The organism is Streptomyces sp. Ncost-T10-10d (assembly GCF_900091955.1).
Classification (GTDB): domain Bacteria; phylum Actinomycetota; class Actinomycetes; order Streptomycetales; family Streptomycetaceae; genus Streptomyces.
The window spans coordinates 42,260-60,535 of the sequence record NZ_FMDF01000099.1 but is presented as its reverse complement, the minus strand read 5'-3'; the positions used below and the strand labels follow the sequence as shown (position 1 = coordinate 60,535).

The 18,276-nt window shown below is 71.4% G+C and carries 15 protein-coding genes and 1 riboswitch; of the genes, 8 read left to right on the top strand and 7 right to left on the bottom strand.

Annotated features, from left to right (window positions below):
* Positions 1-16: 16 nt before the first annotated feature.
* The gene (locus tag GA0115254_RS14820; RefSeq protein WP_093895742.1) at positions 17-484 is read right to left on the bottom strand and encodes an Asp23/Gls24 family envelope stress response protein; all 468 of its coding nucleotides are present in this window, start codon (positions 482-484) and stop codon (positions 17-19) included.
* Between the two features lie 92 nt (positions 485-576).
* On the opposite strand from GA0115254_RS14820, the gene GA0115254_RS14815 reads away from it, so the two are divergent.
* A complete protein-coding gene (locus GA0115254_RS14815; RefSeq protein ID WP_093895741.1) occupies positions 577-1,278 on the top strand; it encodes a hypothetical protein in 702 nt (233 codons plus the stop codon).
* 70 nt (positions 1,279-1,348) lie between these two features.
* Here GA0115254_RS14815 and GA0115254_RS14810 read toward each other — a convergent pair whose 3' ends face one another.
* The 3 genes from GA0115254_RS14810 to GA0115254_RS14800 form a co-directional block, all read right to left on the bottom strand.
* Positions 1,349-2,140 carry an enoyl-CoA hydratase/isomerase family protein gene (locus GA0115254_RS14810; RefSeq protein ID WP_093895740.1) on the bottom strand — a complete coding sequence of 264 codons (792 nt, stop codon included), beginning with the start codon at positions 2,138-2,140 and terminating at the stop codon, positions 1,349-1,351.
* A gap of 151 nt (positions 2,141-2,291) precedes the next feature.
* Entirely contained in the window at positions 2,292-2,513 is a 222-nt protein-coding gene (locus tag GA0115254_RS14805; protein ID WP_018518904.1) for a helix-turn-helix domain-containing protein, read from the bottom strand.
* Positions 2,514-2,852: 339 nt separating this feature from the next.
* Positions 2,853-4,451 carry an ABC-F family ATP-binding cassette domain-containing protein gene (locus GA0115254_RS14800; protein WP_093895739.1) on the bottom strand — a complete coding sequence of 533 codons (1,599 nt, stop codon included), beginning with the start codon at positions 4,449-4,451 and terminating at the stop codon, positions 2,853-2,855.
* Positions 4,452-4,720: 269 nt separating this feature from the next.
* Between GA0115254_RS14800 and GA0115254_RS14795 the strand changes: the two genes are divergently transcribed.
* Together GA0115254_RS14795 and GA0115254_RS14790 are read left to right on the top strand one after the other, a co-directional pair.
* A complete protein-coding gene (locus GA0115254_RS14795) occupies positions 4,721-5,611 on the top strand; it encodes a KPN_02809 family neutral zinc metallopeptidase (RefSeq protein WP_093895799.1) in 891 nt (296 codons plus the stop codon).
* 103 nt (positions 5,612-5,714) lie between these two features.
* Positions 5,715-6,128, top strand: a complete 414-nt coding sequence (locus GA0115254_RS14790) for a VOC family protein (RefSeq protein WP_093895738.1) — start codon at positions 5,715-5,717, stop codon at positions 6,126-6,128.
* Positions 6,129-6,184: 56 nt separating this feature from the next.
* On the opposite strand, the gene GA0115254_RS14785 is transcribed toward GA0115254_RS14790, so the two are convergent.
* The 3 genes from GA0115254_RS14785 to GA0115254_RS14775 form a co-directional block, all read right to left on the bottom strand.
* A complete protein-coding gene (locus GA0115254_RS14785) occupies positions 6,185-7,495 on the bottom strand; it encodes a hypothetical protein (protein ID WP_093895737.1) in 1,311 nt (436 codons plus the stop codon).
* A 185-nt stretch (positions 7,496-7,680) separates the two neighbouring features.
* Complete coding sequence (locus GA0115254_RS14780; RefSeq protein WP_093895736.1) at positions 7,681-8,808, bottom strand: alpha/beta hydrolase; 1,128 nt, start codon at positions 8,806-8,808, stop codon at positions 7,681-7,683.
* Positions 8,809-8,922: 114 nt separating this feature from the next.
* On the bottom strand, positions 8,923-9,582 hold the full coding sequence (locus GA0115254_RS14775; protein ID WP_093895735.1) for a class II aldolase/adducin family protein: 660 nt from the start codon (positions 9,580-9,582) through the stop codon (positions 8,923-8,925).
* A 446-nt stretch (positions 9,583-10,028) separates the two neighbouring features.
* Between GA0115254_RS14775 and GA0115254_RS14770 the strand changes: the two genes are divergently transcribed.
* The 5 genes from GA0115254_RS14770 to cobN all read left to right on the top strand — a co-directional run bounded on the left by GA0115254_RS14770 (position 10,029) and on the right by cobN (position 18,209).
* A complete protein-coding gene (locus GA0115254_RS14770) occupies positions 10,029-11,294 on the top strand; it encodes an inorganic phosphate transporter (protein ID WP_093895734.1) in 1,266 nt (421 codons plus the stop codon).
* A gap of 35 nt (positions 11,295-11,329) precedes the next feature.
* Positions 11,330-11,560, top strand: a complete 231-nt coding sequence (locus GA0115254_RS14765) for a hypothetical protein (RefSeq protein ID WP_093895733.1) — start codon at positions 11,330-11,332, stop codon at positions 11,558-11,560.
* A gap of 171 nt (positions 11,561-11,731) precedes the next feature.
* A riboswitch (cobalamin riboswitch) is annotated at positions 11,732-11,863 on the top strand.
* Positions 11,864-12,007: 144 nt separating this feature from the next.
* Positions 12,008-13,021 (top strand): cobalamin biosynthesis protein, encoded by a 1,014-nt coding sequence (locus GA0115254_RS14760; RefSeq protein WP_093895732.1) that lies wholly within the window; start codon positions 12,008-12,010, stop codon positions 13,019-13,021.
* The gene (locus GA0115254_RS14755; RefSeq protein WP_093895731.1) at positions 13,018-14,535 is read left to right on the top strand and encodes a cobyric acid synthase; all 1,518 of its coding nucleotides are present in this window, start codon (positions 13,018-13,020) and stop codon (positions 14,533-14,535) included. The genes GA0115254_RS14760 and GA0115254_RS14755 overlap by 4 nt, the downstream gene beginning before the upstream one ends.
* 8 nt (positions 14,536-14,543) lie before the next feature.
* Positions 14,544-18,209, top strand: a complete 3,666-nt coding sequence (gene cobN, locus GA0115254_RS14750) for a cobaltochelatase subunit CobN (protein WP_093895730.1) — start codon at positions 14,544-14,546, stop codon at positions 18,207-18,209.
* Positions 18,210-18,276: the final 67 nt, after the last annotated feature.

Here is an 18,276-nt window from a genome sequence, read left to right as displayed (position 1 = left end):
GCCTCGGTCAGGAGGCCTACTGGAGACGCGGCTCGGGCTCTTCCTCCTCCTCGTCGGGCAGCTTCACATCGCTGACCGCGATATTGACCTCGACGACTTCGAGGCCCGTCATCCTCTCGACCGCCGCGACCACGTTCTCCCGTACGTCCCGGGCCACATCGGCGATCGACACGCCGTAGTCGACGACGATCTCCAGATCGAGGGCGGTCTGTGATTCGCCGACCTCCGCCTTGACCCCTCGGGTGACGGACTTCCCACCTCCGGGTACCCGTTCACGCACCGCTCCGAACGTACGCGCGAAGCCACTGCCCATCGCATGGACACCGACGACGTCACGTGCCGCCATTCCCGCGATCTTCTCGACCACACCGTCGGCGATGGTCGTACGGCCACGGGTGGCGGGGGCTCCTCCGCCACGCCTGGTGATCGGGGTCGATTCCTTTTCGGGGCTCTCGGGACGGTTCCGCTGTGGGGTGTCGGTCATCGCCACTCTTCCCTTCGGGGCAGGTTGGACCTCGTTGCCCACATTAAGTGCGCTTGCCCCGTCTCGCGCCGTGGATGCGGCAGGCTGGGGAAATGACGACGGCTGACAACCCGCACAGGGCCGACGGATGGGCGGCGACGGTTCGGCGACGGCTCAGCCTGGGCCGGCTGCTTCCGCTGGGCGGTCCGGCAGACGGGGCCTGGATCTCGGAGCGGGCCGCGGCCCGGGTGCTGCGCGACGCGGTGGGCGGGCCGGGACCCGGACCGGTGCTCGGGGAGCTCAGGATCTCCGTGGCCGATCCGGACCGGGCCCCGGACGCGGAGGTGGAACCCCCGCCGAGTGCGCTGCCGCCGGGGCCGCTGCGGATCGAGGCGACCATGTCGGCGATGTCCGGCCGGCCGCTGCCCGCCGCGGCCGCGGCGCTGCGCTCTGCGCTGCTGGCGGCGGCCGGGCACCGGCTGGGCCTGGTGGTCGCCGAGGTGGATCTCCGGGTGACGGAGCTGCTGGACACACCACCCGAACGGCGGGCGCCCGCACCGGCCGAGGTGCGTTCGGCGAGGCCGGAGGGGGCGGCGGGGCTCGCTGCCGCGGGTGTTCCGGGTGTCGTGACGCTGACCCGGGTGCTGGGCGACGCGGTGCACGCGGGCCCGGACCATGTACGGGTCGAACTGGCGACGGACTCCGGCCACCGAGCGCTCGATGTGGCACGTGCGGTACGGGGCGCGGTGGCGGATGCGGTGGAGGGGTGTCCCTCGGTCGCGGTGCTGGTCACGGCGGTGGTGGAGCGGGACTGACCACCGGACGGGGCTGACCGCGGGACGGGCCTGGGGAACGGGCCCGCCCGGCGTCGAGGGCACAGCCCTCTCAGTCGGTGATGCCCGCCAGGTCGCGCAGACGGCGGCCCTGCGCGGCGCGTTCGGCGACACGCTGCTCCTCGTAACCGCGGGAGACGGCACCGCTCAGCAGCGCCTTGGTCTCCACCACCGCGTCGCGCGGGGCGGCCAGCAGTGCGCCGGCCAGATCGCGGGCGGCGGCGTCCAGTTCACCGGCGGGGACGACGAGGTTGGCCAGGCCGGTGCGCTCGGCCTCCGCGGCGTGCACGAAACGGCCCGTGGCGCAGATTTCGAGCGCGCGGGCGTACCCCACCAGGTTGACCAGGGGGTGTGTGCCGGTGAGGTCGGGGACCAGACCGAGGCTGGTCTCGCGCATGGCGAACTGCACGTCCTCGGCGACGATCCGCAGATCGCAGGCGAGGGCGAGCTGGAAGCCGGCACCGATCGCATGCCCCTGGACGGCCGCGATCGACACGATGTCGTTGCGGCGCCACCAGGTGAACGCCTCCTGGTACTCGGCGATGGTCGCGTCGAGCTCGGTCTCCGGGCCGCGCGCCATGTCGAGGAAGGACGGCTCACCGTCGAACCCCTCGGGGGTGAACGCCTGCCGGTCGAGGCCCGCGGAGAAGGACTTGCCCTCGCCGCGGAGCACAACGACCCGCACATTGCCGGGCAGTGCCCGTCCGGCCTCTGTCAACGCCCGCCACAGAGCGGGGGACTGAGCGTTGCGCTTGGCCGGGTTGGTGAGGGTCACCGTGGCAACCGCGTCATCGACGGTGAGTCGTACGCCGTCCTTGTCGAGCACAGAGTCGAACGAGGTCATGGGGCGCCTCCGGATCGGGTCAGTCAGCACTTCGAGCTAAGTGACTGAACAGTAACCACCCGGTCGACATCACGATCGACCGGGTGGCCACCGCCGAAACCGGTGAGCCCCGGGGCAGCCCTGACGGCCTGCCCCGATCCGCCGAAGACCCTCAGGCCGTGGCGGCCTTCTTGCCTCGTGTCGCTCCGCCGCGTCCACGCAGCGTGACTCCGGACTCACTGAGCATCCGGTGGACGAATCCGTAGGAGCGGCCGGTCTCTTCGGCCAACGCCCGGATGCTCGCACCGGAGTCGTACTTCTTCTTCAGGTCTGCCGCGAGCTTGTCGCGCGCGGCGCCGGTAACCCGGCTGCCCTTCTTCAGAGTCTCGGCCACCCGTGCCTCCTCATGGGAAGTGCGCTCTGGACTCTCATGATCACCCCTCGGCGGCTTCCTGGCCACCCATTCGGCAAGGTCCGTGCAACAGGATTCCTGCCCGGGGAACGGGTCCACACGAACGGAATCCAGCATTCCGGGGGCTGTGAGGGCTGGTTCGGGCAGGCTCGGGATGAACCGCCAGGTCAGGGCCACACGGGGATGGCGGACCCAAATGGGTGCGCCCGGCAGGTATCTGCCGGGCGCCGCGCCGGGGTACGAGACGTACTCACACAGATGATGGATCACGCATAGGCCGAATGATCCAGACGAAGTGGATCAGGCGGTGAGGGGCCCGGATCAGGCGAGCGCGACGAGGTCCTGATAGTCCGCGCCCCACAGGTCCTCGACACCGTCCGGCAGCAGAATGATGCGCTCCGGCTGAAGCGCCTCGACCGCTCCCTCGTCGTGCGTGACGAGGACGACGGCGCCCTTGTACGTACGCAGCGCGCCGAGGATCTCCTCGCGGCTGGCCGGGTCGAGGTTGTTCGTCGGCTCGTCCAGGAGCAGCACATTGGCGGAGGAGACCACCAGGGTCGCCAGCGCGAGACGGGTCTTCTCACCGCCGGAGAGAACGCCGGCGGGCTTGTCGACGTCGTCGCCGGAGAAGAGGAACGAGCCCAGCGTCTTGCGGACGTCGACGAGATCGAGGTCGGGCGCCGCGGAGCGCATGTTCTCCAGGACGGAGCGCTCCGGGTCGAGGGTCTCGTGCTCCTGGGCGTAGTAGCCGAGCTTGAGTCCGTGGCCCTCGATGACCTGGCCGGTGTCGGGCTTCTCGGCGCCGCCGAGGAGCCGGAGCAGCGTGGTCTTGCCCGCGCCGTTGAGGCCGAGGATGACGACCCGGGAGCCCTTGTCGATGGCGAGATCCACATCGGTGAAGATTTCGAGGGAACCGTACGACTTGGACAGGCCCTCCGCCATCAGGGGGGTCCTGCCGCACGGCGCGGGCTCGGGGAAGCGCAGCTTGGCGACCTTGTCGGAGACCCGGACGGCCTCCAGGCCGGAGAGCAGCCGCTCGGCGCGCTTGGCCATGTTCTGCGCGGCGACGGTCTTGGTGGCCTTGGCGCGCATCTTGTCGGCCTGCGAGTTGAGGGCCGCGGCCTTCTTCTCGGCGTTCTGCCGCTCGCGCTTGCGGCGCTTCTCGTCGGCCTCGCGCTGCTGCTGGTAGAGCTTCCAGCCCATGTTGTAGATGTCGATCTGCGAACGGTTGGCGTCGAGGTAGAAGACCTTGTTGACGACCGTCTCGACGAGCTCGACATCGTGGGAGATCACGATGAAGCCGCCGCGGTAGGTCTTGAGGTAGTCGCGCAGCCAGACGATCGAGTCGGCGTCCAGGTGGTTCGTCGGCTCGTCGAGCAGCAGGATGTCGGCGTCCGAGAACAGGATGCGGGCCAGCTCGACGCGGCGGCGCTGACCGCCGGAGAGCGTATGGAGCGGCTGTCCGAGCACCCGGTCGGGCAGGCTGAGCGCGGCGGCGATGGTGGCGGCCTCGGCCTCGGCGGCGTATCCGCCCTTGGTGAGGAACTCCGTCTCCAGGCGCTCGTACTTCTTCATCGCCTTCTCACGGGTGGCGCCCTTGCCGTTCGCCATCCGCTCCTCGTTCTCGCGCATCTTGCGCAGGATCTCGTCGAGACCGCGGGCGGAGAGGATGCGGTCGCGGGCGAGTACGTCGAGGTCGCCGGTACGCGGGTCCTGCGGGAGGTAGCCCACCTCGCCGGATCGGGCGATGGTGCCGCCGGCGGGGTTGCCCTCGCCTGCGAGGCACTTGGTGAGGGTGGTCTTGCCCGCTCCGTTGCGGCCGACGAGGCCGATGCGGTCGCCCTTGGCGATACGGAAGGAGGCGGACTCGATGAGGATGCGGGCGCCGGCGCGCAGCTCGATGCCGGAGGCGGTGATCACGGTAAAACTCCAGGGCGGTGTGGACGGCGGACGGGACGAGGGCGGAGGTGTCTCGACGCCGTCTATTGCACAAGGAGCTTTGCCATAGGGGTCATTCTACTGGCGGTGTGCAACTGCTTTTCCGCGTGCGTTCACGGCACCTGCCGAAATCTCGCTCAGCGCTGCCGCTCCACTCCACCGCGCGACCAAAAAGGGGCATTGCGGTGTGAACTACCTAATACTCGGCGGAGGTGGTGAGACCACCGCGGCCGGAGCAGAGGGTGGTGCCGATGCAGTTCGACGACGACGCCGATCTGGACACGTCCGAGGTCCAGGATGTGCGCGGCAGCCGCATCCCCGGCGGCAAGGCCACCGTGGGCGGTGGCATCGCCGGTCTCGTCGCACTGATCCTGGGACTGCTCTTCGGCGTCGGCCCCGATCAGCTCGGCCTGTCGTCCGGCGGCTCGGGCACGACGGCGACGGCGTCCTCGGCGGCGCAGGTGCAGCAGTCCTGCCGGACCGGACAGGACGCGAACACCAGGGAGGACTGCCGGATCGTCGCGGTGGTCAACAGCGTGCAGGACTACTGGGGGCAGGAGTTCCGGCGGCGCGGCGGGACGTATACGGATGCGTCGACGGTCCTGTTCACCGACCGGATCGCCACCGCGTGCGGCACCGCGACCTCGGCAGTCGGGCCGTTCTACTGCCCGGGGGACCGAAAGGTCTATCTGGACCTGGGTTTCTTCGACGAGCTGCGGACGGAGTTCGGCTCCAGCGGCGGCCCGTTCGCCCAGGCATACGTCGTCGCCCATGAGTACGGGCACCATGTGCAGGACCTCATGGGGACGCTGAGCCGCTCGCAGGACAGCCGGACCGGCGCCAACAGCAATGCGGTCAAGGTGGAACTGCAGGCGGACTGCTACGCCGGGGTCTGGGCGCATCACGCGACGACCACGCCCGACGAATCGACCGGGCGGCCGCTGATCACCTCGTTGACACGGGCGGACATCCGGGACGGACTCGATGCGGCGGCCGCTGTCGGCGACGACCGGATCCAGGAGAGGTTCCAGGGCCGGGTCACGCCCGAGTCCTGGACGCACGGCTCGGCCGTGCAGCGGCAGCAGTGGTTCACCACCGGCTTCCGCAGTGGAGACATGGCCGATTGCAACACCTTCCGCTGAGCCGGGCCCCTCGGGCCGAGCCGAGCCGTTGTCAGCGGCCGGTGGAAGACTGAGACGCAGATCACAGAAGCAGGACCCGGGAGTACGAGAAGGGGTGAGCGCGATGGCAGGCGCACCGGCCGGCGTTCCGACGATCTATCCGACGATTCTGTACGACGACGCGAAGGCCGCGATCAGGACGCTGACGGAGGGCCTCGGCTTCACCGAGGAAGCGGTGTACGAGGGCGAGAGCGGCACGGTGCTGCATGCCGAGCTGTCCTGCGGCAACGGCAGGGTGATGCTGGGCTCCAAGGGCCGCGAGGGTGTCTTCGCCAAGGCGATGCAGGGCGCGGGCCCGGCCGGTGTCTACGTCGTGGTGGACGAGGTCGATGAGCACCACGCCCGGGCCGTGGCGTACGGGGTGGAGATCCTGATGCCGCCCACGGACCAGGACTACGGCTCCCGCGACTTCATTGCGCGGGACGCGGAGGGCAATGTGTGGAGCTTCGGGACGTACGCACCGGGGTCGGCGGACTGACGGGCGGTCGGTCGGACGGGCTTCGGGGCCGAGCCCGTCCGACGCGGACCCGCGCGCTACGCGCCGCCCGTGTGCACCTGGAACGCGGCCCGGCGAACCGCTTTGGCCAGCGCGGGGTCCGGGTGCGCGGCGGCCAGGGCCACCAGGACCTGCACGGTCCGCGGGTGGCCGACTGCCCGTACCTCGTCCAGCAGCGCCGGCACCGTGCCCTGGACGGCCGAGTCGAGATGGCGGACCAGCAGCCCGGTCTCGCCGTGGTCCGCGACGGCCGCCGCGGTGTCGACCCAGAGCCAGGTGGCTTCCTCGCGGCTGAGGACGTCCTGGGCGTCCTCAGGGTCCGTTCCGCCGTACTCGGCCAGCCACAGCAGCGCGTAGGGGCGCAGCGAGGGGTCGCCCACGACGGAGCGCACCTCGGGCTCTGCGGGTGCGCCGACAACCCGGAGTGCCTCGAAGGCGAGCCCGCGCAGCAGCGCGTCCTCCCCGCGGGCGACGCCCAGGAGTTCGGCAACGGCGCTGCCGACGGGGCGGGCGGCGAGCCAGGCCCGGTATTCGGCGCGGGCCGGGCCGGGGGTGAGCCGGGCGCAGCCGAGCAGCATGTCCGCGGCGGACTGCTCGATGTTCCCGGCCGGACTCTGGGCCGCGACGCAGATCTGTTCCAGCTTGACCCAGACCGCCCAGTTGCCGAGTGGGGTGAGGGTGGCATGTCCGGCGCCGAGGGTGAGCGCGCCTACGGCGGCCAGTCCCTCGAGGGCCCAGTCGAGCAGGAGGGCGACCAGGGCTGCGGGGTGTGCCGCGGGGGCGGATTCGGCCGGTGCGGGCGGCGCCTGCGGCCCGTACGGCACCTCGCAGCGCTCCTCGTGGAGTTCCGCGACACGCTGGCCGAGAAGGTCCAGGAGGGCTGGCACGGTGACCGGGCCCGCCGAGAGCTGGAGGAGGGAGAGCACCTGCGGCACGGCCTCGACGGCCTCCGCGACCGCGGTGGACTCGATACCTTCGGGCGCGGGGTGGACGAGCGACCAGGCGTCGAAGAGCGCCACCCAGCCGCGGAGCACGGCGGAGTCGTCGCGGTCCCAGGCTCGCAGCCGCCAGCCGGGGCGTGCGGTGTCGCCGTGCAGTTCGACCAGACCGGCGAGCCGGGCCCGGTCCCAGCCGGAGCGCACCTGGGCCGGGGACAACTCCAGGGCTGTCGCGGCCCGTTCGAGGGCCTGGGCGGCCAGGGGCGGCGCGCCGGGGATCGCGCCGTCGGCTGCCCAGCGGGCGATCCGCACGGCGTCGGCGAGGGCCGTCCTGGCCTGGCGGGCGAGTTCCGCCCTGGGTGGGGTGCCCTCCGGGGGGCGAGGAGCCGGCCTGGTGCGCCGGGTGGTCACGGCCTTGCGAGCGGTGGCAAGGGGTCGCGGGCGGACAAGTCGCAGCCTGGAGTCGCGCGGGGTACGGGACGTCACGGGGAGCAGTCTTGCCCCTGACGGCCCGAAAGCCCAAACGGAACCCGAATTCGCGGGGGAAGGGGATGGCGGGCAGGTCCGGCACCAATCGACCGATCCCTCGCATCAGGTCACATCAGGGGCGTGAGGAAGCGGCGCAGGGCCTCTTCGTAGTGGACCGGGTCGGCATTCCACATCGCCGCATGCGGAGCCTGCGGTACGGCGCGCAGGGTGATCAGGTCCGGGCGGCGGGCGGCGAGATCGCGGGACGGCTGCCAAGGGGCCAGGGTGTCGTCCGGGCCATGGAAGATCAGGGTCGGGACACGCAGCGCCGTTGCGAGGGAGCCGTCCAGGAGCCGGGCGCCGCGCAGCCCGGTCTGCCCCTGGGCTGCGCGGACGGCGAGCGGCAGCAGTGCCGTCGGGACACCGCGGGCGACGGCCAGTGCGCGCAGCGTGGTGACCCAGTCCAGGACCGGGGAGTCGAGGACGAGACCGCAGATCCGGTGGCGGAGCGCGGAGTTGACGGCCGCGTGCAGCGCCATGGAGGCGCCGGTGGACCAGCCGTGCAGGACGACCTTCTCGGCTCCGTACCGCACGGCGAAGCGGACCGCCGCGTCCAGGTCGCGCCATTCGGACTCGCCGAGGTGGGCGAGGCCGTCCGGGGAACGCGCGGCTCCGGCGTCGCCGCGGTAGGCCAGGTCGAGCACGGGCAGGCGCAGATCGTGCAGGAACTCCATGACGTTCATGGGGTGTTCCCTGGTGGTGCCGAGGCCGTGGACGGTGATGACCCAGGTGTCGCGGGGGCCGGGCAGGAACCAGGCCGGCAGGGCGCCGAGTTCGCCGGGGATCTCGACTTCCTCGTGATCGAGTCCGAGGGCCGATGAGGGGTCGCCGCTGTGCAGCTGCGGGGTGATGCGGACCTCGGCGCCGGTTTCCAGGCTGCCGCGGTCGACTCGTTCCAGTCTGCGGACGACGGTGTCGGGGGCGTGGTGGGCGTGTTCGACCACCGGGCCGACGACGGCGTGGACGTCGTCGCCCTCCAGTCCGTACGTACCGGGCCGCAGGGCGGCGAAGGAGCGGGTCAGGGTGACCTGCCCGGCCGCTGTGGCGTGCACGGTGAGTCTGCCGTCGGCGGGGAGCGGTCGCCCGGACGGCACTTTGAGGGCGGCGTCGCTGGCGTACCGGCCGGCCGCGACCGTTGCCGCACCGACGCCGAGGATCGTGGTGACGGCTGCTGCCGTGACTGTTGCCGGGCGCACCGCTCCAGTGTCGTGGGGTGCGCCGCGCCCTGCCAGCGGACAGGGGCCGTCCGGTGACCCGCCGGGGCAGGACGGACGGGACAGCCGGGACGGCGGGGACGGGCAGGGGTCGGGTCAGCCCGGTTGCCCGTATTCCTTCAGTGCCTCCTGTACGTCGCGCAGCTGGGCCGGGGAGAGCAGGGCCGGGGTGTGTCCGGGGACGGAGCTTGCGGTGAGCCACAGCCGGCAGAGCCATTCCAGCTGGGCGGTCCTGTCGTACGCCTCGTCCAGGGTCGCTCCGTAGGTCACGGTTCCGTGGTTCCGGAGCAGGCAGCCCGTACGGCCCCGCAGAGCGGCGAGCATGTTCTCGGCCAGCTCCTCGGTCCCGTAGCGCGCATAGGCCGCGACCCGGACGGGGCCTCCGAGCATGGCGGCGGCGTAGTGGACCGAAGGGACCTCGGGGACCAGGGTGGAGACGGCTGTGGCGTGCACCGCGTGGGTGTGCACGACGGCGGCCGCGTCGCTGTTCCGGTAGACCGCGAGATGGAGCGGGAGTTCACTGGTCGGGGCCAGTTCGCCGAGGACGCGGTTGCCTTCCAGATCGACGCCGACGGCGTCCTCGGGGCGGAGCCGGTCGTACGGCACTCCGCTCGGGGTGACCAGGACCGTCCCGCCGACCCGTGCCGACACGTTTCCCGAGGTCCCGACGACGAGGCCGTCCGCCGCCGTCCTGCGGGCGGTTGCCACGACACCGTCCCAGGCACGTCCGATCGCGTCCCGTTGCTGATCGCTCATGCGGAGATCCTGTCAGCCCTGGAGGCGAACGGGCATGCGATCGGCGGGATAAGACCGACCGGCAAATGGGGGGTGGGAGAAGGAGCGGGGGTGGGTGCGTGCAGCTGCAAGGCGGAGGAGGGAGGCAACGCGAAGGGGGCCCCTCCCATGCCTTTCGGGCTATGGGGGAGTTGTTGACCGACGACAACGCCGCAGGTGTGCGTGCCCACCCCCGCGACGCCGCCCCCCATTTGCCGGTCGGTCTAAGTCACAAACCGGAGAAGTTCGCAAAAGGGGTCACGGGGGACCGAATCGGCCCTGCGCCCGGCCCGCACCGCCCCGCGAGGGACAAACGGAACGCCCCGACTCCGGTTTGAGTCACCACAGCGCCCTGCCCAGTTCACCTTCCGTTCATCCAGGTTGCCTACGGTCCACATGCCAATGACGTCGAACGATTGCCTGGGTAAATGGAACACATCACGCTGCTACTCGCGATTGTGATCGTGACAGCTCTAGTGTTCGATTTCACGAACGGTTTCCACGACACCGCCAACGCGATGGCGACCACCATCTCGACCGGTGCACTCAGACCGAAGACAGCGGTGGCCATGTCCGCCGTTCTCAACCTCGTCGGCGCGTTCCTGTCGGTCGAGGTCGCCAAGACGATCTCCGGCGGGATCATCAACGAGGACGGGCTGCGGACAGAAGTCATCTTCGCGGCACTCGTCGGCGCCATCCTGTGGAATCTGCTGACCTGGCTGGTCGGACTGCCGTCCAGTTCCTCGCACGCCCTGTTCGGCGGTCTGATCGGTGCGGCCGTGATGTCGGCGGGCTGGTCGTCGGTCAACGGCGGCACCGTCGTCACCAAGGTGCTGCTCCCCGCGGTCGCCGCCCCGGTCGTCGCCGGTCTGGCCGCGCTGCTGGCCACCAGGCTGACGTACCGGATCGGCGGGAAGATCCGCAACGACGCCCAGGAGAAGGCCACCGCCAAGGGCTACCGCGCCGGCCAGATCGCCTCGGCCGGACTGGTCTCCCTGGCCCACGGCACCAACGACGCGCAGAAGACCATGGGCATCATCACCCTGGCCCTGGTCACCGGTGGCGTCCTGCACCCCGGCTCCAACCCGCCGGTCTGGGTCATCGTCTGTGCGGGTACGGCCATCGCGCTCGGCACCTACCTGGGCGGCTGGCGCATCATCCGCACCATGGGCAGCGGCCTCACCGACCTCAAGCCGCCGCAGGGCTTCGCCGCCCAGACCAGTGCGGCCACGGTCATCCTGGCCTCCTCGCACCTCGGCTTCTCCCTCTCCACCACCCAGTCCTGCTCCGGCGCCGTGATGGGCGCGGGCCTCGGCCGCCAGGGCGGCGTGGTCCGCTGGTCCACCGCCACCCGGATGTTCGTCGCCTGGGGTCTGACCCTGCCGGCCGCGGGACTGGTCGGCGCGGGCGCGGAGCTCCTCACCAAGCAGGGCACCTGGGGTGTCGTGGTCGTCGCGGCGCTGCTGGTCGTGGGCTCCGGGGCGATCTGGGTGGTATCGCGTCGCAAGCCGGTCGGCCACGGCGATGTCGCGCCGACGGGCGGCGACGCCGAGTCCGCGGGCGTCGTCACCACGGCCATCGCCGCCGTCAGCCCGCCGCCCACCGCGGCCCAGGCAGCGGCCCAGGACCTCAAGACCACCATTCCGGCTCCGGCCGGAACCACCCAGGACCCGGCGCGACCCGCCACCGTCTAGGTCAGCCGCCTAGGCAGGCCGTCTAAGGATTCAGCATGAACATCGACTGGGCAGCCCTCGGCTCCGTCTTCGGCGTCTCCCTCGTCGTCACCGTCGCGCTGGTGGGTTTGTTCACCCTGGGCATCGTCGGTCTCTCCAAGCAGCCCGAACCGGCGGCGCAGGGCGGCTCCGGCGGCTCACTGCTGCTGGCCCGCGCCGGCGCGTACGTCTGCTTCGCGCTGTGCGCTGCGGCGGTCGCGTACGGGATCTATCTGATCGTCGCCTGAGCCCTCCTCCGCGCACTCCCCCATCGGGCCGGACACACCTCGTGTGTCCGGCCCGTTGTGGTGTGCCCGGCCCGATGTGGGGCTCAGCACACTGCACTGTCGCAGGTCAACGGCAAGTTGACGGGCGTTCGCGGAGCGTGGTGGACTGCCGGAGCCAATTACGGCGACAGCAGAGGAAGCCGGTGCGAATCCGGCGCGGTCCCGCCACTGTCACCGGGGAGCAGTCCCCCACACCGGAAGTCACGGCACGCGCGAGCGGGTTGGAAGGCCGGGGGAACTGCGGATCCGGGAGCCAGGAGACTCTCGTCGCCGGTCACGTCGAACCAGGGCGCGGACCCTGAGTGAGGACATATCGCCATGCCTGGCTGCCGTGCGTCCGTTGCTGTGGTGCTCTCGACGAGAGCCGCCTGTACGAAGGTCCTTCGAGGCGTAACGGCCGGTTGAGCCGTGCGTGCCGACCGCATTTTCGCGTACGGCGCCACGGCCGGTCTGATCGGCGATCTGCTGCTCGGTGACCCCCGCAGGGGACATCCGGTCGCCGCCTTCGGGCGGGCCGCAGCGGGTGCCGAGCGCCGTCTGTGGCGCGACCACCGCGGGTGGGGCGCGCTGCACACGCTCGTCTGCGTCGGAGGCGCCGCGGGTGGTGCCGCGCTGATCACCCGTGCCGTACGCAGCCACCCCGCCGCCTCCGTCGCACTGACCGCGGCCGCCACCTGGTCCGTCGTCGGCGGTACGTCCCTGGGGCGTGAGGCCCGGGCGATCGGCGGCGCCCTGGCCGCCGGTGACATCGAGTCGGCCCGCGAGCGTCTGCCCCATCTGTGCGGGCGCGACCCGTACGCGCTCGACGGACCGCAGATCGCCCGCGCCGTGGTGGAGTCCGTGGCCGAGAACACCTCGGACGCCGTGGTCGGCGCCCTGGTGTGGGGTGCGCTGGCCGGTGTGCCCGGGCTCGTCGGCTTCCGGGCCGCCAACACCCTCGACGCCATGGTCGGCCACAAGTCACCCCGCCACCGGCGTTACGGCTGGGCCTCGGCCCGCCTCGACGACCTCGCGGGCTGGCCCGGCGCCCGGCTCACAGCCCTGCTCGCCGTGGCCGCCGGGAGGCGGCCGCACGGCGCGGTACGGGCGTGGCGGGCCGACGCGGCGAAGCACCCGAGCCCCAACGCGGGCCCGGTGGAGGCCGCGTTCGCGGGTGCGCTCGGCGTACGGCTCGGCGGGACCCTCGCGTACGGCGGCCGGGTCGAACACCGACCCGTCCTCAACGGGGAGACGGGCCGGGCGGTGGAGACCGAGGACATCGAACACGCGGTACGGCTGTCGCGCCGGGTGACTGCTCTGGCCCTCGGCGTGTGTGTGGCGGGACGACTGGGTGCGGGCCTGGCCGCACGACGGATCGCAGGCATTCGGCCCGCAGGACTTCAGGTCACAGGACGTCGGATCGCAGGACGGAGACGGACATGAGCGGCGGGCTGCTGGTCGCCGGAACCACCTCGGACGCGGGCAAGAGCGTCGTCACGGCAGGCATCTGCCGCTGGCTCGTGCGCCGGGGCGTGAAGGTGGCGCCCTTCAAGGCGCAGAACATGTCGCTGAACTCGTTCGTCACCCGCGAGGGTGCCGAGATCGGGCGCGCCCAGGCCATGCAGGCCCAGGCCGCCCGGGTGGAGCCGACCGCGCTGATGAACCCGGTCCTCCTCAAACCCGGCAGCGACCGCTCCAGCCAGGTCGTCCTGATGGGCAGACCGGTGGGCGAGATGAGCGCACGCGGCTACCACGGAGGCAGGCAGGAAGCGCTTCTCGGCACGGTCGTGGACTGCCTGGAGCAGCTTCGGGGCACGTATGACGCAGTGATCTGCGAGGGGGCAGGCAGTCCGGCCGAGATCAATCTGCGGCGCACGGACATCGTGAACATGGGCATCGCGCGGGCGGCACGCTTCCCGGTGGTGGTCGTCGGCGACATCGACCGCGGCGGCGTCTTCGCCTCGTTCTTCGGTACGACGGCGTTGCTCGACGCCGAGGACCAGTCGCTGATCGCCGGCTACCTCGTCAACAAGTTCCGCGGCGACGTGTCGCTGCTGGAACCGGGCCTGGAAATGCTGCGCGGGATCACCGGGCGGCAGACCTTCGGGGTGCTGCCCTTCGCCCACGGCCTCGGCATCGACGAGGAGGACGGGATGGGGGTCTCGCTGCGCGGAACCGTACGCGAATCGGTCGTCGCGCCGCCGCACGGCGACGACGTGCTGCGCGTCGCGGTGTGCGCCGTGCCCCTGATGTCGAACTTCACCGATGTGGACGCGCTGGCCGCCGAACCGGGCGTCGTCGTCCGGTTCGTGGACCGCGCCGAGGAGCTGGCCGACGCCGACCTCGTCATCGTGCCGGGTACCCGCGGCACCGTGAACGCGCTGGCCTGGCTGCGCGAGCGCGGCCTCGCCGACGCCCTGGTGCGGCGTGCCGCCGAGGGCCGGCCGGTCCTCGGCATCTGCGGCGGCTTCCAGCTCCTCGGTGAACACATCGAGGACGACGTCGAGTCGAGGGCCGGACACATCGACGGTCTCGGCCTGCTGCCCGTACGCATCCGCTTCGACCGCGAGAAGACCCTCGCCCGCCCCGTCGGCGAGGCGCTCGGCGCCGCCGTCGAGGGGTACGAGATCCACCACGGCGTCGCCGATGTACGCGGCGGCGAACCGTTCCTGGACGGCTGCCGGGTCGGCGCCGTGTGGGGCACCCACTGGCACGGCTCGCTGGAGAGCGACGAATTCCGCCGCCGCTTCCTGAGCGAGGTCGCGCGGGCCGTCGGCCGGCGCTTCGTCCCCGCCCCCGACACCGCCTTCGCCGCGCTGCGCGAGGAACAGCTCGACCGCCTCGGCGACCTCATCGAAGAACACGCGGACACCGACGCGCTGCTGCGGCTCATCGAGTCGGGCGCACCGTCAGGACTTCCCTTCATCGCCCCCGGAGCACCTGGAGCACCCGCATGAACGCCCCCATGAGCACCGTGCTGTTGCTGTCGACCGCCGACACGGACCTCCTCGCCGCCCGCGCCTCCGGCGCGCCGTACCGGATCGGCAACCCCACCCGCCTCGACGCCCACGAGGAACTCCCCGCACTGATCGAGGGTTCCTCCGTCGCCGTCGTCCGCCTCCTCGGCGGCAAACGTGCCTGGGAGGACGGGCTGGCCGTCCTCAAGGCGTCCGGTATCCCCACCGTGCTGCTGGGCGGCGAGGCCGTGCCGGACGCGGAACTGATGGCCGAGTCATCCGTACCCGCCGGTGTCGTCGCCGAGGCGCTGCGCTACCTCGTGGAGGGCGGCCCCGGAAACCTCGTGGAACTGGCCCGCTTCCTCTCCGACACCGTCCTGCTGACCGGCCACGGCTTCGCCGAGCCGCAGAAGATGCCCGAGTGGGGCCTGCACGGCAGCCGTGAATTCGTCGAGGGCCGCCCGACCGTCGGCGTGCTCTTCTACCGGGCGCACCAGCTGTCCGGGAACACCTCGTTCGTGGACGTCCTCTGCGACGCGGTGGAGGCCCGTGGCGCCAACGCCCTGCCCGTGTACTGCGGTTCGCTGCGCGGCGCGGACGCCGGTCTCTACGAGCTGCTCGGCAGGGCCGACGCCCTGGTCGCCACGGTGCTCGCGGCGGGCGGCACCCGTGCGTCGGACGCCTCCGCCGGGGGCGACGACGAGGCCTGGGACATCGGTGCGCTCGCCGATCTGAACGTCCCCGTGCTGCAGGGCCTGTGCCTGACCTCCGCGCGCGCCGCGTGGGACGCCTCCGACGCTGCGCTCTCCCCCATGGACGCCGCGATGCAGGTCGCGATCCCCGAGTTCGACGGCCGTCTGATCACCGTCCCGTTCTCCTTCAAGGAGCAGGGTCCCGACGACGTACCGGTGTACCGCGCCGACCCCGAACGGGCCGCGCGCGTCGCCGGAATCGCGGTGCGCCACGCCGTCCTGAAGCACAGGACGAACGCCGAGAAGAAGCTCGCCCTCGTCTTCACCGCCTACCCGACCAAGCACTCGCGCGTCGGCAACGCCGTCGGTCTGGACACGCCCGCATCGGCGGTGCGGGTCCTGGACGCCCTGCGCGACGCCGGTTACGGAGTCGACGGGCACCCCGACAACGGCGACGAGCTCATCCACCGTCTCATCAACGCCGGTGGCCACGACGTGGAGTGGCTGACCGAGGAGCAGCTCGCGGCAGCCCCCGCGCGCGTGCCGCTCGCCGACTACCGGGCCTGGTTCGACAAGCTGGAACCGGAGCTGCGCGACTCGATGCTGGAACACTGGGGCGAGCCGCCGGGCTCGCTGTACGTGGACGGGGACGACATCGTCCTCGCCTCGTTGCAGTTCGGGAACGTGGTGGTGCTGATCCAGCCGCCGCGCGGCTTCGGCGAGAACCCGATCGCGATCTACCACGACCCGGACATGCCGCCGTCCCACCACTACATGGCGACGTACCGCTGGCTGGAGGCCGCAACATCGGAGGGGGGCTTCGGCGCGGACGCCGTCGTCCACATGGGCAAGCACGGCACGATGGAGTGGCTGCCGGGCAAGGGCCTCGGCCTGTCCGCCGGCTGCGGCCCCGACGCGGTGCTCGGCGAACTGCCGCTGATCTACCCGTTCATCGTCAACGACCCGGGCGAGGGCACCCAGGCCAAGCGCCGTGGGCACGCCACGGTGGTGGACCATCTGGTGCCGCCGATGGCGCGCGCCGACACCTATGGCGACCTGGCCAAGCTGGAGCAACTGCTCGACGAGTACGCACTGGTCAGTGATCTCGACCCGACGAAGGCCCCATCGGTGCGGGCGCAGATCTGGACGCTGGTGAAGGCCGCCGAGCTGCACCACGATCTCCATGTCGACGAACAGCCCGGCGACGACGACTTCGACTCGTTCGTCATGCACATCGACGGCTACCTCTGCGAGATCAAGGACGTCCAGATCCGCGACGGCCTGCACATCCTGGGCGGCGGTCCCGTCGACGAGGCGCGGGTCAACCTGGTGCTGGCCGTGCTGCGCGCCTCCCAGGTGTGGGGCGGAACGGCGAACGCGCTCCCGGGGCTGCGGGCGTCGATCGCCGAGCACTTCGGGCTCAGCGAGAAGGAGTTGCTGGCCGAGCCCGGTGCTGCGGTGAAGGTGCCGGTCGAGCTGACCGAACTGGTGGACGGCCCGGCGCGCACCGGTGCGGATGCGATCGACCTGCTGGAGCAGCTGTGCCGCCGGCTCGCTGAGGGCATGGAGGGGCGCGGCTGGGACATCACGGCCGCCGCGGGGCTGGTCCAGGACGTACTGGGCGTCGAACTCCCGGATGCGGTGGCCGTGTTGGGCTTCGCGTGCGAGGAGGTCGTACCGCGTCTGGCCCGGACGACGGACGAGATCGACCACATTCTGCGGGCACTGGACGGCGGCTTCGTACCGGCCGGCCCGTCCGGATCGCCCACGCGCGGGCTCGTCAATGTGCTGCCGACGGGCCGCAACTTCTACTCCGTGGACCCGAAGGCGATTCCGTCCCGGCTGTCGTGGGAGGTCGGGCAGTCGCTCGCCGACTCCCTGATCGCCCGGTATCTCGCCGACACGGGCGACTACCCGAAGTCGGTCGGCCTGACCGTATGGGGCACCTCCGCCATGCGTACCCAGGGCGACGACATCGCGGAGATCCTTGCGCTGCTCGGCTGCCGGCCGGTGTGGGACGACGCGTCGCGGCGGGTGACCGGCTTCGAGGTCGTGCCCGTGAGCGAGCTGGGGCGCCCGCGCATCGACGTGACCGTGCGGATCTCCGGGTTCTTCCGCGACGCGTTCCCGCATGTGGTGGGGCTGATCGACGATGCGGTACGAACGGTTGCGGAGCTGGACGAGCCGGCGGACGCCAACTACGTACGGACGCACGCCGACGAGGACACGGCGGAGCACGGCGACCGGCGCCGGGCGACGGCACGCATCTTCGGGTCGAAGCCGGGAGCGTACGGGGCGGGGCTGCTGCCACTGATCGACGCGCGGAACTGGCGGAGCGACGCGGATCTGGCCGAGGTGTACGCGGTGTGGGGCGGTTACGCGTACGGGCGCGGGCTCGACGGGCGGGCGGCGCGCGGGGACATGGAGACGGCGTTCCGGCGCATCGCGGTGGCGGCGAAGAACGTCGACACCAGGGAACACGACCTGGTCGACGCGGACGACTACTTCCAGTACCACGGCGGCATGGTCGCCATGGTGCGGCATCTGACCGGCGAGTCGCCCGAGGCGTACGTCGGCGACAGCGCCACGCCCGACCAGGTGAAGACGCGGACACTGGGCGAGGAGACGCACCGGGTGTTCCGGGCGCGGGTGGTGAACCCTCGGTGGATGGCGGCCATGCGGCGGCACGGGTACAAGGGTGCCTTCGAGATGGCCGCGACCGTGGACTACCTCTTCGGCTACGACGCCACGGCGGGGGTCGTCGACGACTGGATGTACGAGAAGTTGTCGGCGGAGTACGTCTTCGACGAAACCAACCGGGACTTCATGAAGACGTCCAACCCCTGGGCGTTGCGCGGGATTTCGGAACGGCTGCTGGAGGCGGCCGAGCGGGGGCTGTGGGCGGAGCCGGACGCGGAGACGCTGGAGCGGCTGCGGGCCACGTATCTGGAGCTCGAGGGCGACCTGGAGGGGGACGAGTGAGCGGAGTGCGCACGCCTGCTGTCCGGGGGCTCCGCCCCCGGACCCCGGCTCCTCGAACGCCGAAGCG